The 13845-nt window shown below is 64.2% G+C and carries 9 protein-coding genes and 1 riboswitch; of the genes, 1 reads left to right on the forward strand and 8 read right to left on the reverse strand.

Features of this window, described 5'->3' with window-relative positions:
- Nucleotides 1-92: 92 nt before the first annotated feature.
- The 6 genes from mlaE to AWB77_RS31295 form a co-directional block, all read right to left on the reverse strand.
- Complete coding sequence (mlaE, locus tag AWB77_RS31270) at nt 93-860, reverse strand: lipid asymmetry maintenance ABC transporter permease subunit MlaE (RefSeq protein WP_061138357.1); 768 nt, start codon at nt 858-860, stop codon at nt 93-95.
- Complete coding sequence (locus AWB77_RS31275) at nt 857-1672, reverse strand: ABC transporter ATP-binding protein (protein WP_061138358.1); 816 nt, start codon at nt 1670-1672, stop codon at nt 857-859. The genes mlaE and AWB77_RS31275 overlap by 4 nt, the downstream gene beginning before the upstream one ends.
- Nucleotides 1673-1769: 97 nt before the next feature.
- On the reverse strand, nt 1770-2843 hold the full coding sequence (thiE, locus tag AWB77_RS34885) for a thiamine phosphate synthase (RefSeq protein ID WP_074168997.1): 1074 nt from the start codon (nt 2841-2843) through the stop codon (nt 1770-1772).
- Entirely contained in the window at nt 2840-3646 is an 807-nt protein-coding gene (locus AWB77_RS31285; protein WP_063936595.1) for a thiazole synthase, read from the reverse strand. The genes thiE and AWB77_RS31285 overlap by 4 nt, the downstream gene beginning before the upstream one ends.
- A 24-nt stretch (nt 3647-3670) precedes the next feature.
- Nucleotides 3671-3868, reverse strand: coding sequence for a sulfur carrier protein ThiS (thiS, locus tag AWB77_RS31290; RefSeq protein ID WP_061138360.1), 198 nt, complete (start codon nt 3866-3868; stop codon nt 3671-3673).
- Between the two features lie 15 nt (nt 3869-3883).
- The gene (locus tag AWB77_RS31295) at nt 3884-5023 is read right to left on the reverse strand and encodes an FAD-dependent oxidoreductase (protein ID WP_061138361.1); all 1140 of its coding nucleotides are present in this window, start codon (nt 5021-5023) and stop codon (nt 3884-3886) included.
- Between the two features lie 186 nt (nt 5024-5209).
- Nucleotides 5210-5334: riboswitch (TPP riboswitch) on the reverse strand.
- 231 nt (nt 5335-5565) lie between these two features.
- Between AWB77_RS31295 and AWB77_RS31300 the strand changes: the two genes are divergently transcribed.
- Nucleotides 5566-7308 (forward strand): ABC transporter ATP-binding protein/permease, encoded by a 1743-nt coding sequence (locus tag AWB77_RS31300; protein WP_061138362.1) that lies wholly within the window; start codon nt 5566-5568, stop codon nt 7306-7308.
- A 72-nt stretch (nt 7309-7380) separates the two neighbouring features.
- Here the strand turns inward: AWB77_RS31300 and AWB77_RS31305 are convergent, their stop codons facing one another.
- Both AWB77_RS31305 and AWB77_RS31310 read right to left on the reverse strand, forming a co-directional pair.
- A complete protein-coding gene (locus AWB77_RS31305; protein WP_061138363.1) occupies nt 7381-8847 on the reverse strand; it encodes a glutamate synthase subunit beta in 1467 nt (488 codons plus the stop codon).
- Between the two features lie 66 nt (nt 8848-8913).
- Complete coding sequence (locus AWB77_RS31310) at nt 8914-13617, reverse strand: glutamate synthase-related protein (protein WP_061138364.1); 4704 nt, start codon at nt 13615-13617, stop codon at nt 8914-8916.
- Nucleotides 13618-13845 lie beyond the last annotated feature (228 nt).

The following is a 13845-nucleotide window of genomic DNA, read 5'->3' on the forward strand; positions in this document are numbered from 1 at the left end:
CGTCTTTCCAAAAGAATCTTTTCGCAGATGGCGCGTGACGGTCTGTGCCCTTCACAACGCCCGCGCCTTGCCCGGCGCCTGCGCTTGGTCCATTAGCTGAACATCAGTGCGGTCAGCAGGAAATCGAGCCCGAGCACGCCGAGCGACGCGTAGACGACGGTTTTCGTCGTCGCGCGCGACACGCCTTCCGGCGTCGGTCTCGCCTCGTAGCCCTGGAACAACGCGATGAACGTCACCGCGAAGCCGAACACGATGCTCTTGATGACACCGTTGCCGACGTCGCGCCACACGTCCACGCCGCCCTGCATCTGCGACCAGAACGCGCCCGGATCGACGCCAATCAGCATCACGCCGACGACATAGCCGCCGAGAATGCCCACCGCACTGAAAATGGCCGCCAGCACCGGCATGGCGATGATGCCCGCCCACATGCGCGGCGCGACGACCACCTTGAGCGGATCGACGGCCATCATTTCCATCGCCGTCAGTTGCTCGCCTGCCTTCATCAAGCCGATTTCCGCCGTCAGCGACGTGCCCGCGCGCCCCGCGAACAGCAGCGCCGTGACGACCGGCCCGAGTTCGCGCACGAGCGACAGCGCCACTAGCAAGCCGAGCGCCTGTTCCGACCCGTAGCGGCTCAGCGTGTAATAGCCCTGCAAGCCAAGCACGAAGCCGACGAACAGGCCCGACACCGCGATGATGACGAGCGAATAATTGCCGACGAAGTGGATCTGTTTCGTGACGAGGCGCGGGCGGCGCAGCAGCGCGAAGAATTCCGCCACGAGGCGCAGGAACATGCGCGTGGCGTAACCCGCGGTGCCGAAACCGTCGAGCACCCAGCGTCCGATCGCGCTGATCATGCCTGCCCTCCGATGCCGAAATCGGCCGCGAGCGGCGTACTGGCGTAGTGGAACTTGAACGGGCCGTCGGGCGTCCCGTCGATGAACTGGCGCACGGTCGGATCCTGCGACGCGCGCAACTCCGCCGGCGTGCCTTCGGCGTGAATGCCGCCGTTGGCGATGAAATACACGTAGTCCGCGATCGCGAAAGACTCCGGCACGTCATGCGTGACGAGAATGGAAGTCGCGCCGAGGGCGTCGTTGATCGTGCGGATCAGTTGCGCGGTAATGCCGAGCGAGATGGGATCGAGACCGGCGAAGGGCTCGTCGTACATCATGAGTTGCGGATCGAGTGCGATGGCGCGTGCGAGCGCCACGCGTCGCGCCATGCCGCCCGAAATCTCCGACGGCGCGAGATCGCGCGCGCCGCGCAGACCGACCGCGTTCAGCTTCATGAGCACGAGATCGCGGATCAACGCTTCGGGCAGATCAGTGTGTTCGCGCAGCGGAAACGCGACGTTCTCGAACACGGTCTGGTCCGTGAACAGCGCGCCGAACTGAAACAGCATGCCCATCTTGCGGCGCAACGCGTACAGGCCGTCCCGCGATTGCGCGCCGACGTCCTGCCCGTCGAACATGACTTTGCCGCGGCTCGCCTTCACGAGGCCGCCGACGAGGCGCAGGGTCGTGGTTTTGCCGCAGCCTGAGCCGCCCATGACCGCGACCACCTGCCCGCGCGTAAAGCGCATGTTCAGGTTCGACAGAACGAGCCGGTCGCCGTAGCCGAAATCGACGTCGCGTAGCTCTAGCAGAGTCTCGGAAGAAGCAGGCACTGGGTAAGAGAGTCCGTTGACGCAAAAGGCCGAATTATAGGGCCTGCGCGCAATCGGTGCTTTGCCTAGGCCTGCGCCCCCTTGTTTTTGGGAATTTTCACCGTTGACTTGCAAACATTTGTTGCAGCGACGAGACCGCCGCCGCCGTGTCCGGCGCTTCCGTGACCGCGCGCACGACCGCCGCGCTGCCGACGCCTGTCGCGAGCACGTCCGGCATTACTTTCGCGTCGATTCCGCCGATCGCGACGAGCGGCACGCGCCCCGACAGCAGTTGCACATAGCGTCCGAGGCGCGCGAGGCCTTGCGGCTTGGTCGGCATGACTTTCGTGGTCGTCGGGAAGACGGCGCCCAGCGCAAGATAGCTCGGCCTGAAATGCAATGCGCGCAGCATCTCGTAGTAACCGTGCGTCGACAGGCCGAGCCGAACGCCGGCTTTCGCGATCGCGCTCAGGTCGGCCGTCTGCACGTCTTCCTGTCCGAGATGTACGCCATACGCGCCCGCCGCGATCGCCTCGCGCCAGTGATCGTTGATGAAGAGTTGTGCGTCATGCCGGCGCCCTGCTTCCACCGAGCGCGCGATTTCGCGTTGCAGATCAGCCGGATCGGCCGATTTGCGGCGCAGTTGCGTCGTCCGCACACCGAGATCCAGGACGCGCTCGACCCATTCGGCGCTCGGCAGCACCGGATAAAGACCGAGTGCATTGGGACACGCGAGGAATCCGCCTTCCGGCGCAGGCGGCAGATCGGCGACGCGCGGGAACGTCGCGAAATCGACGGGCCATGCGTCGTCCCTGTTCTCGTCGCCGGAACGCCAGGCGAGCGCGAGCGTCAACGCGTCGTGCGGCTCGAAGTTGCAATCGAGAAACGCGGCTAACGCGGACAGCCAGTCGTCCGACCGATCGCCCTCGAGCGCGAAACGCTCCTCCCCGCGACGCAGCGTGACGCGGTCGCCGTGCGCTTCGAGAACCGCCCCGGCGCCTTCGACGGCCCCATCGTGCGGCTCGCTGAACACGATCAGATCGTCCGCTTTCGGCGCTTCCGGCACGGTCAGACAGATACGCCAGCGCGTTTCGGCGGCCGGCCAGCCGCCCAGACGCGCGCGAATGCGCTCGGCGACTTCGGTCAGTTCGTCGGCGGGCGGCCAGAACACTTCGCGATTCAGCAAGCTCATGCCGCGCCTCCGTCCTGATGCCAGAACGGCATGCCGACGACCGGCGTGCTCGCCTGCGCGCTGTCGCGTTCGGCCATCGGTCCGGCGAGGAACGCGGTGCGCCCCGCTTCGACGCCGAGCGCGAAGGCGCGCGCCATCTGCGGCGGGAAAGTCGCCTGCGATACGGCCGTGTTGAGCAACACGCCGTCGAAGCCCCACTCCATCACCTGACACGCATGCGACGGCACGCCGAGACCCGCATCGACGATGAGCGGTACATCCGGCAGCCGTTCGCGCAGCGTGCGCAACCCGTACGGATTGGTCACGCCACGGCCGGTGCCGATCGGCGCGCCCCACGGCATCAGCGCCTCGCAGCCCGCATCGAGCAGACGCCGGCCGATGACGAGATCCTCCGTGCAATACGGCAGAACCTTGAAGCCGTCGCGGATCAGCTTGCCCGCCGCTTCGACGAGGCCGATCGGATCGGGCTGCAGCGTGTAGTCGTCGCCGATCAACTCCAGCTTGATCCACGGCGTATCGAAGACTTCGCACGCCATATGCGCGGTCGTCAGCACTTCATCGACGCTCTGGCAGCCCGCCGTATTCGGCAGGAGCGCGACGCCGTGGCGCTTCAGGACATCGAAGAAACCGGCCTCGCCGGTCTCCGACTGGCGGCGCAGCGCGACCGTGACCATGCCCGGCCGCGCGGCGTCGATGGAGTCGGAAAGCGATTGCAGCGACGGATAACGCGACGTGCCGAGCAGCACGCGGCTCGGGAACGTCTCGCCGTAGAGCGTGAGGACGTCGGCGGTGGAGATGGTCATGATTCGATCCTTCGTTTTCGGAATTCAGCCGCCCGCGACGGGCGACACGACATCGAGCTTGTCGCCGGCGGCGAGCGTTCTGGTGGCGTGTTCGCCGCGCGCGACGAACTGGCCGTTCAGCGCGACCGCGAACGGCGGCTTCGCGCCGAACGCGGCGAGCGCGTCGGTGACGGTGGTCGCGTCGGGCAAATCGAAGACGCGCTGGTTGATGTGGATGTTCATGCTTTTTCCTGTCGATTAGAGCGCGGCGACGGCGTTTTCGTCGTGGAGCAGTTCGGGCCAGCGCGCAGCTTCGCGGAACTGCGCGAAGGCATCGTGATCGGCGACATCGCCCGACACGAGCGCGGCTGCGAGCGCGCACGCGGCATCCGCCACTTCCGGCGCGATCATGAAGCCGTGCCGGTACAGGCCGTTCACGCGCAAGGTACGCGCCCCGTCCCAGACGATCGCCGGACGGTGATCCGGCAACGTCGGCCGGCAATGCGAATTCAGTTCGAGGATGCGCGCCTCGCCGAAACCCGGATGCACCGCGAACGCGGCGCTCAGCAGTTCGAGCGCCGAGCGCACGCTCACCGGCGACATGTCCTCGCCTTCCACTTCCGTCGCGCCGATCACGTAGAGATCGTTTTCCTTCGGCGCGATATAGAGCGGATAGCGCGGATGCAGCAGCCGCACCGGACGCGTCAATCCGATGCCCGGCGCATGCACGCGCGCGACCTCGCCGCGGATGCCGCGCAGCGCCGGCCACGCGGGCTTGCCGCCGAGCCCCCGGCAATCGATGATCCAGCGCGCGTCAGGCATCGCGTCGATGGCGGTATTCCAGTGCGTTCGCACACCGCGCTCGGCGAGCCCGGCGCCGAGCGCGCCGAGCGCCTGGCGGTTGTCCAGTTGCCCTTCGTTCGGCAGCAGCCAGCCTTGGGCAAAGCGCGTCCCGAGCGCCGGCTCCGCCTGCGCGACTTGCGCGCCCGCGAGCTTGACGAAGCCGCCATCGAGCAGATTGGCGGGCGAATTAGCCTTCAGGCGGCGCTCGAATAGCGGCGCTTCCGCGCGATCCGCGCCGTGCCAGACCACGAGCGTGCCGTTGCGCTGAAAAAAGACCGGCACAGGCAATTGCGCGATGAGACGCGGCCAGCTTTCCAGCGATGCCGCCCCGAGCCCGACGACGAGCGGCTCCGCGCTCGCCGCCTCCGCGAGCGGCGCGAGCATGGCGGCGGCGACCCACGCGGCCGACTGTGTGCCCGCGGCGTCGCCACGTTCGTAGAGCGCGACGTCGTGGCCGGCGCCCGCGAGCTGCCACGCGACGAGCCGTCCGACGAGCCCGCCACCGACGACGGCGAAATCCGGTCCGCGCGCGGCGCCCTGATCGATTCTGTTCACAATTCGATGTCTCCGTACGCGTGACGCTGCGCTGCACGAAGGAGACGGAACACGCGATCTCGACCGTGCGGGCGCGGCGCCACATCACAAGGACGAAATCAGCGGAGAGAGACCGGCCCGGCATCGGAAAAAATGCGCCGGACGGAAAGACGTACTGGAAGAGACAGGAGGAATGGCGCGAGGCTCGCGCGTTCTCCGGAAACTTCCCTCGCCGGTATTACCCGGATCGGGTGCAAAGGGTCTCTCTCAGCCTCGCCGCGCTGCCGGCCGTTCTGGCCGCCGATGCACGCGAAGCACCCCTGTTTCGTCGAAGGTCATTAAAACATGAAAGGCGAAGCCGCTGCAAACCGGAATTGCCCGCCTTTTATCGTACAAGGCGGCACTCTGGCACAATGCCGCGAACACGGTTTGCCGAACGACCGCGCGAAATTAAGTGAGCGTTAAGAGAACCCCGGAACAATCTGCGGAGCCGGAAAGGTCCGTGCGCGGCCGGTCCGCGGACGCAACAATCGGGCGCCGTAAGGCGCATCATCAGAAAGCTCATGACCAACACTTCTACCGAAAACACACAGCAGAAGGCCGACGATGTCTCGGCCTGGAGCCTCATCAAGCCCTTCTGGGTGTCGGAGGAGCGCGGCATCGCGTGGGGACTGCTCGTTGCGATCATCGCGATCAACATGACGGTCGTGTGGATCAATGTCCGGCTCAATAGCTGGAACGCGGACTTCTACAACGCGCTGCAGAACAAGAACGTCCGGGATTTTCCGCATCTGCTGCTGATCTTCACGGGTCTCGCGTTCGCATACATCCTGCTCGCCGTGTACGGGCGATATCTGCGGCAGATGCTCGCGTTCCGCTGGCGGCAATGGCTCACGAACCGGTTTCTGGAGCAATGGCTCGGCGACAAGGCGTTCTACCGGATCGAGCGCGACCGCCTCGCCGACAACCCCGACCAGCGTATCTCCGACGACCTGCAGTCGTTCGCCACCACCACGCTTTCGCTGTCGCTCGATCTGCTCTCGACGCTCGTCACGCTCGTCACCTTCATCACGATTCTCTGGACCATCGCGGGCGCGCTGACGTTTTCGCTCGGCGGCACGCCCATCACGATCCCGGGCTACATGGTCTGGGCCGCCGCGCTCTACGCGATCATCGGCTCGCTCATCATTCAGAAGGTCGGGCATCCGCTGGTGTCGATCAACTATCAGCAGCAGAAGGTCGAGGCGGATTTCCGTTTCGGCCTGATCCGCGTGCGCGAGAACGCCGAGCAGATCGCGTTCTACGACGGCATCGCGACCGAAACGGCGAACGCAAAGACCATCTTCCAGCGCATCCGCGACAACTGGTGGATGATCATGAAGTACACGAAGCGCATGACCTTCGTGCTGTCGTTCTACGGCCAGATCGCGATCATCTTTCCGATCATGGTCGCCGCGCCCCGCTACTTCGCGGGCGCGTTTTCGTTCGGCGTGCTGATGCAGATTTCATCGGCGTTCGGCACGGTCAGCGATTCGTTTTCCTGGTTCATCAACAGTTACTCGACCTTGGTCGAATGGCGCGCCACGGTGAATCGTCTGCGCGAATTCAAGCGCGTGATGCGTTCGACGCATATCCGCGAGGAAACGTCGCCGGCCACGGAGCGCGGCGGCATCAACCTGCATTACACGAGCACGTCGTCGCTCACGACGAAGGGGCTCACGCTCGCGCTGCCCAACGGCACGCCGCTCTCGCGTGTGGCGAACGTGTCGATCGAGCCGGGATCGCGCTGGCTGGTCGTCGGTCCGTCGGGCTCGGGCAAGAGCACGTTGATGCGCGCGCTCGCCGGCTTGTGGCCGTTCGGCGACGGCACGATCGACGCACCCGTCGACGCAAAGCTGATGTTCATCCCGCAGATGAGCTATCTGCCGATCGGGACATTGCGCGCGGCGCTGTCGTATCCGTCGCCAGGCGGCACGTTCAGCGACGACGAATCGCGCGAGGCACTGCGCCTGTGCAATCTGGAAGCCTATGCGGACCGGCTGGAGGAAAGCGCGCACTGGGCGCGGAGTCTGTCGCCGGGCGAACAGCAGCGGCTTGCCGCCGCGCGCGTGCTGCTGCACAAGCCGGACTTCGTGTTCCTCGACGAAGCCACGAGCGCACTCGACGCCGAGAACGAGCTGCATATCTACAACACGCTCGTCGAGCGGCTGCCGAAGGCGGCGATCTTGAGCGTGGCGCACCGCGAGTCGGTGGCGATGTTCCATGACTACAAGATCGAGATCGAGCGGGCGATGGCGGAGGCTTGAGCTTTCCATCGCGCTAAAGCCAAAAGGCCACGCAATCGCGTGGCCTTTTCGTTTCGTCGCAACCGCGAGAACTTACCGCGGCAACTCGCTCGCTCCCATCAGATACGCATCGACCGACCGCGCGCACTGGCGTCCTTCACGAATCGCCCAGACGACGAGCGACTGACCGCGCCGCATATCGCCCGCCGTGAACACCTTGTCTACCGACGTGTAATACGCCTTGTCGCCCTCGGTCGCGGCACGCACGTTGCCGCGCGCATCCTTCTCGACGCCGAACGCGTCCAGCACCGGCGACACCGGCTGCGTGAAGCCCATCGCGAGCAGCACGAGATCGGCCTTCATCTCGAACTCGGAATTCGGCACTTCCTGCATCTTGCCGCCCTTCCATTCGACACGCACCGCGATCAGCTTCTCGACCTTGCCGTTCTTGCCTTCGAAGCGCTTGGTCGCAACCGACCAGTCGCGCTCGCAACCTTCCTCATGCGACGACGACGTGCGCAGCTTGATCGGCCAATACGGCCACACGAGCGGCTTGTTCTCTTCCTCGGGCGGCTGAGCGAGCAGTTCGAACTGCGTCACGTCCTTCGCGCCATGACGATTCGACGTGCCGACGCAATCCGAACCGGTATCGCCGCCGCCGATCACGACAACATGCTTGCCCTTCGCTAGCAGTTGATCCGGCAGCTTGTCGCCCGCGTTGACCTTGTTCTGCTGCGGCAGGAATTCCATCGCGTAGTAGATGCCTTCGAGCTCGCGCCCCGGCACCGGCAGATCGCGCGGCGTTTCGGAGCCACCCGCGATCACGACCGCGTCGAACTGTTCCTTCAGCTCGTCCGGCGTGATGGTTTCCTTCGCCGTATTCGCGATGTACGCCGGCAGTCCATCCTTTCCGACGAACACGTTGGTACGGAACGACACGCCTTCCGCTTCCATCTGGCGCATGCGGCGGTCGATCAGCCACTTCTCCAGCTTGAAATCGGGGATGCCGTAACGCAGCAGACCGCCGATGCGATCGTTCTTCTCGAACACGACCACTTCGTGACCCGCGCGCCCGAGCTGCTGCGCGGCGGCGAGACCCGCAGGCCCCGAACCGACGACCGCGACCTTCTTGCCCGTCTTGTGCTTCGCCGGCTGCGGCACGACCCAGCCTTCGGCGAACGCTTTGTCGATGATCGCGTGTTCGATCGACTTGATGCCGACCGGATCGTCGTTGATGCCGAGCGTGCACGCCGCTTCGCACGGCGCCGGGCAGATGCGGCCCGTGAACTCCGGGAAGTTGTTCGTCGAATGCAGCACGTTGATCGCGCTCTTCCAGTCCTGCTGGAACACGAGATCGTTGAAGTCCGGAATGATGTTGTTGACCGGGCAGCCGTTGTTGCAGAACGGGATGCCGCAATCCATGCAGCGCGCGCCTTGAACCTTCGCGTCTTCATCGGTCAGCGCGGCGACGAATTCCTTGTAATGCTTGACGCGGGTAAGCGGAGCTTCGTACGCCTCGTGGCGGCGTTCGAACTCGAGAAAACCGGTTGCCTTGCCCATTTCTTTCTCTGTATTTAGTGAGGATCGCGCGCGCTCCCGGAGCGCGCGTCTGTCGAATAACGAGGCTTATGCCGCGACCGCTTCCTTGCCCTTCTTCGCGCCAAGCTCGGTGAGCGCACGCTTGTACTCGGTCGGGAACACCTTGACGAACTGACGTCGGGCCGAATCCCAGTTCTCGAGCAGCGACTTCGCGCGCGGCGAGCCGGTGAACTGGAAATGACGCTCGATCAAACCCTTGAGCAGCGCCTCGTCGGTCTTGCCGGCATGCCACAGCGTGCGATCCACCGTGCGCTCCTGTTCGGCCTGTTGCAGCACCGGATCGAGCGCGACCATCGACTTGTTGCACTTGCCGGCGAACGTGCCGTCCGGGTCGTACACGAACGCGATGCCGCCCGACATGCCCGCCGCGAAGTTGCGGCCCGTCTCGCCGAGTACGACCACCGTGCCGCCCGTCATGTACTCGCAGCCGTGATCGCCCGTGCCTTCGACGACCGCCGTCGCGCCTGAGTTACGCACGCAGAAGCGCTCGCCCGCGACCCCGCGGAAATACGATTCGCCTTCGATCGCGCCGTACATCACCGTGTTGCCGCAGATGATGTTTTCCTCAGACTTGCCGCGGAAGTCGTTCGTCGGGCGAATGATGATGCGTCCGCCCGACAGCCCCTTGCCGACGTAGTCGTTGCCGTCGCCGACGAGATCGAGCGTCACGCCCTTCGCGAGGAACGCGCCGAAGCTCTGGCCCGCCGTGCCCTTCAACTGGATGTGGATCGAGTCGTCGGGCAGGCCGTCGTGGCCGTGCTTCTTCGCGATCAGCCCGGACAGCATCGCGCCGACCGTGCGGTTCACGTTGCGGACCGGCTGAATGAACGACACATGCTCGCCCTTCTCGATCGCCGCCTTCGACTTCTCGATCAGCACGTGATCGAGCGCCTTGTCGAGACCGTGATCCTGCACGTCGACGTGCTTGCGCGCGACGTCTTCGCCCACCGGCACCTGATAGAAGATGCGCGAGAAGTCGAGACCCTTCGCCTTCCAGTGCTCGATGCCTTTCTTCATGTCGAGCAGATCGACGCGGCCGATGAGATCGTCGAACTTGCGGATGCCGAACTGCGCCATGATCTCGCGCACTTCTTCAGCAACGAAGAAGAAGAAGTTGACGACGTGTTCCGGCTGGCCCGAGAATTTCGCGCGCAGCACGGGGTCTTGCGTCGCGACGCCGACCGGGCACGTATTCAGATGGCACTTGCGCATCATGATGCAGCCTTCGACGACGAGCGGCGCCGTCGCGAAGCCGAACTCGTCCGCGCCCAGCAGCGCGCCGATCACGACATCGCGGCCGGTCTTCATCTGGCCGTCGGCCTGAACGCGGATACGGCCGCGCAGACGGTTCAGCACCAGCGTCTGCTGCGTTTCGGCGAGACCCAGTTCCCACGGCGTGCCCGCGTGCTTGAGCGACGACAGCGGCGATGCACCCGTGCCGCCGTCATGTCCCGCGATCACGACGTGATCCGCCTTCGCCTTCGCCACGCCAGCGGCCACCGTGCCGACGCCGACTTCCGACACCAGCTTCACCGAAATACTCGACGACGAATTCACGTTCTTCAGATCGTGAATGAGCTGCGCCAGGTCTTCGATCGAATAGATGTCGTGGTGCGGCGGCGGCGAAATGAGGCCGACGCCCGGCACCGAGTAACGCAGCTTGCCGATGTAATCCGAGACCTTGTGGCCCGGCAACTGGCCGCCTTCGCCGGGCTTTGCGCCCTGCGCCATCTTGATCTGAATCTGATCCGCCGACGACAGATATTCCGCCGTCACGCCGAAACGTCCAGACGCGACCTGCTTGATCTTCGAGCGCAGCGAATCGCCGTCCTTCAGCGGAATGTCGGTGACGACTTCGCGGCCGATGATCGATTGCAGCGTGTCGCCGTTCTTGATCGGGATGCCGCGCAGTTCGTTGCGATAACGCGTTTCGTCCTCGCCGCCTTCGCCCGTGTTCGACTTGCCGCCGATGCGGTTCATTGCGACGGCGAGCGTGGCGTGCGCTTCCGTGCTGATCGAGCCGAGCGACATCGCGCCGGTCGCGAAACGCTTGACGATGTCCTTCGCCGATTCGACTTCATCGAGCGGAATCGCCTTCGATGGCGACACCTTGAACTCGAAAAGACCGCGGAACGTCATGTGACGCTTCGTCTGGTCATTGATGATGTGGGCGTATTCCTTGTACGTCTGGTACGAATTGCTGCGCGCGGAGTGCTGGAGCTTCGCGATCGCATCCGGCGTCCACATGTGCTCTTCGCCGCGCACGCGATAGGCGTACTCGCCACCCGCGTCGAGCATCGTCGCGAGGACCGGGTTGTCGCCGAACGCATCGCGATGCAGATGGATCGCCTCTTCCGCCACTTCGAAGATGCCGATGCCGCCGACCTTCGTCGCCGTGCCCTTGAAGTACTTTTCGACCAGTTCCGACGACAGGCCCACGCCTTCGAAAATCTGCGCGCCGGTATAGGACATGTACGTCGAAATGCCCATCTTCGACATGACCTTCAGCAAGCCCTTGCCGACCGCCTTCGTGAAGTTGTAGATGACCTTGTCGGCCGACAGATCGCCCTTCAGGCCCTCGGCCATGTTCGCGAGCGTTTCCAGCGCGAGGTACGGATGAACGGCTTCCGCGCCGTAGCCCGCGAGCAGCGCGAAGTGATGCGTCTCGCGCGCCGAGCCCGTTTCCACGACGAGACCCGTGCTCGTGCGCAGACCGTGCGCGACGAGATGCGAGTGAATCGCCGACGTGGCGAGCAGCGCGGGAATCGCGACGTTATCGCGGTCCATCTTGCGATCGGAGACGATCAGGATGTTGTAGCCGGACTTCACGGCATCGACCGCTTCCGCGCACAACGACGCGATGCGCGCTTCGATGCCTTCCTTGCCCCACGCGACCGGATAGCAGATGTTCAGTTCGTACGAGCTGAACTTGCCGCCCGTGTACTTGTCGATCGCGCGAATCTTCGCGATGTCCTTGAAGTCGAGCACGGGCTGCGACACTTCGAGGCGCATCGTCGGGTTGATGTTGGTCGTGTCGAGCAGGTTCGGCTTCGGTCCGATGAACGAATTCAGCGACATCACCATGTTTTCGCGGATCGGATCGATCGGCGGGTTCGTCACTTGCGCGAACAACTGCTTGAAGTAGTTGTAGAGCGTCTTGTTCTTGTTGGACATGACCGCGAGCGGCGAGTCGTTGCCCATCGAGCCGACGGCCTCTTCGCCCGCTTGCGCCATCGGCGCCATCAGGAACTTGAGGTCTTCCTGCGTGTAGCCGAACGCCTGCTGACGGTCCAGCAGCGCGGCGGCTTCGCGGCGTTGCGTTTCGACGTCTTCGGCCTTCGGCTCGATTTCGTCGAGCTTGATGCGCACGGCATCGATCCAGCTCTTGTACGGCTTCGCGTTGGACAGGTTGTCCTTCAGTTCCTTGTCCTCGATGATGCGGCCCTGCTCCATGTCGATCAGGAACATCTTGCCCGGCTGCAGACGCCACTTCTTGACGATCTTCGACTCGGGAATCGGCAGCACGCCGGATTCCGACGCGAGGATCACGAGATCGTCGTCGGTGATGAGATAACGCGCCGGACGCAGACCGTTGCGGTCGAGCGTCGCGCCGATCTGACGGCCGTCCGTGAACGCGATCGCGGCGGGGCCGTCCCACGGCTCCATCATCGCGGCGTGATATTCGTAGAACGCGCGGCGGTTGTCGTCCATCAGCGTGTGCTGTTCCCACGCTTCCGGGATCATCATCATCATCGCGTGGACGAGCGGGTAGCCGGCCATCACGAGCAGTTCGAGACAGTTGTCGAACGAAGCCGTGTCCGACTGGCCCGGATAGATCAGCGGCCAGAGCTTCGGCAGATCGTCGCCGAGCACGTAGGAGGCGATCGCGCCGGTGCGGGCGTTCAGCCAGTTGACGTTGCCCTTCACGGTGTTGATTTCACCGTTGTGCGCGATCATCCGATACGGATGCGCGAGTTCCCATGCCGGGAACGTGTTCGTCGAGAAGCGCTGGTGCACAAGCGCGAGCGCCGATACGACGCGCTCGTCCTGCAGATCGCGGTAATACACGCCGACCTGGCCGGCCAGCAGCAGTCCCTTGTAGACGACCGTGCGCGAGGACATCGACGGCACGAAGTATTCCTTGCCGTGCTTGAGCTTGAGCGCCTGGATGCGATGGCTCGCCGTCTTGCGGATGATGTACAGCTTGCGCTCGAGCGCGTCCGTCACGACGATGTCCTTGCCGCGCCCGATGAAGATCTGGCGAATCAGCGGCTCGCTCGCCTTGACCGTCGGCGAAATGGGCATGTTGCCGTCGACGGGCACGTCGCGCCAGCCGAGCACGACCTGGCCTTCGGCCTTGACCGTGCGTTCCAGTTCCTGCTCGCACGCGAGACGCGACGCGTGTTCCTTCGGCAGAAAAATCATGCCGACGCCGTATTCGCCAGCCGGCGGCAACGTCACGCCCTGCTTGGCCATTTCCTCGCGGTAGAAGCCGTCCGGCACCTGGATCAGGATGCCCGCGCCGTCGCCCATGAGCGGATCAGCGCCAACCGCGCCGCGGTGATCGAGATTCTCGAGAATCTTGAGACCCTGCTGAATGATCTCGTGGCTCTTTTTCCCCTTGATATGGGCGACGAAGCCGACGCCGCAGGCGTCGTGTTCGTTCGCAGGGTCGTACATGCCCTGCGCGGCGGGAAGCGAACCGGCTGCCGGTTGCTGATGATCGTTCATGGGGACACCGTCTCTACTGTGAGGGGCCGAATCGACTCGGCCGTTGAACCGTTTTCTTGTCGCTTGCGACGACTTTTTCAACTTGATGTGTCACGAAGCACGGTCGTGCGCGGCTCGCTGCACCGCGGCAATCGCCGGAAATCGAAATATACGCGACGAATCAAAGCGATGGCAAATAAAACTTGATGATACGACACCAATTATCGATGTGGTGCAAACGCGCCCCAA

The organism is Caballeronia fortuita (genome assembly GCF_001544835.2).
GTDB lineage: Bacteria > Pseudomonadota > Gammaproteobacteria > Burkholderiales > Burkholderiaceae > Caballeronia > Caballeronia fortuita.

Coding starts and splice junctions, on each gene's coding strand:
- mlaE (WP_061138357.1), bottom strand. CDS start 860: ATGATCAGCGCGATCGGACGCTGGGTGCTCGACGGTTTCGGCACCGCG.
- thiE (WP_074168997.1), bottom strand. CDS start 2,843: ATGAGCTTGCTGAATCGCGAAGTGTTCTGGCCGCCCGCCGACGAACTG.
- AWB77_RS31285 (WP_063936595.1), bottom strand. CDS start 3,646: ATGACCATCTCCACCGCCGACGTCCTCACGCTCTACGGCGAGACGTTC.
- thiS (WP_061138360.1), bottom strand. CDS start 3,868: ATGAACATCCACATCAACCAGCGCGTCTTCGATTTGCCCGACGCGACC.
- AWB77_RS31300 (WP_061138362.1), top strand. CDS start 5,566: ATGACCAACACTTCTACCGAAAACACACAGCAGAAGGCCGACGATGTC.
- AWB77_RS31305 (WP_061138363.1), bottom strand. CDS start 8,847: ATGGGCAAGGCAACCGGTTTTCTCGAGTTCGAACGCCGCCACGAGGCG.
- AWB77_RS31310 (WP_061138364.1), bottom strand. CDS start 13,617: ATGAACGATCATCAGCAACCGGCAGCCGGTTCGCTTCCCGCCGCGCAG.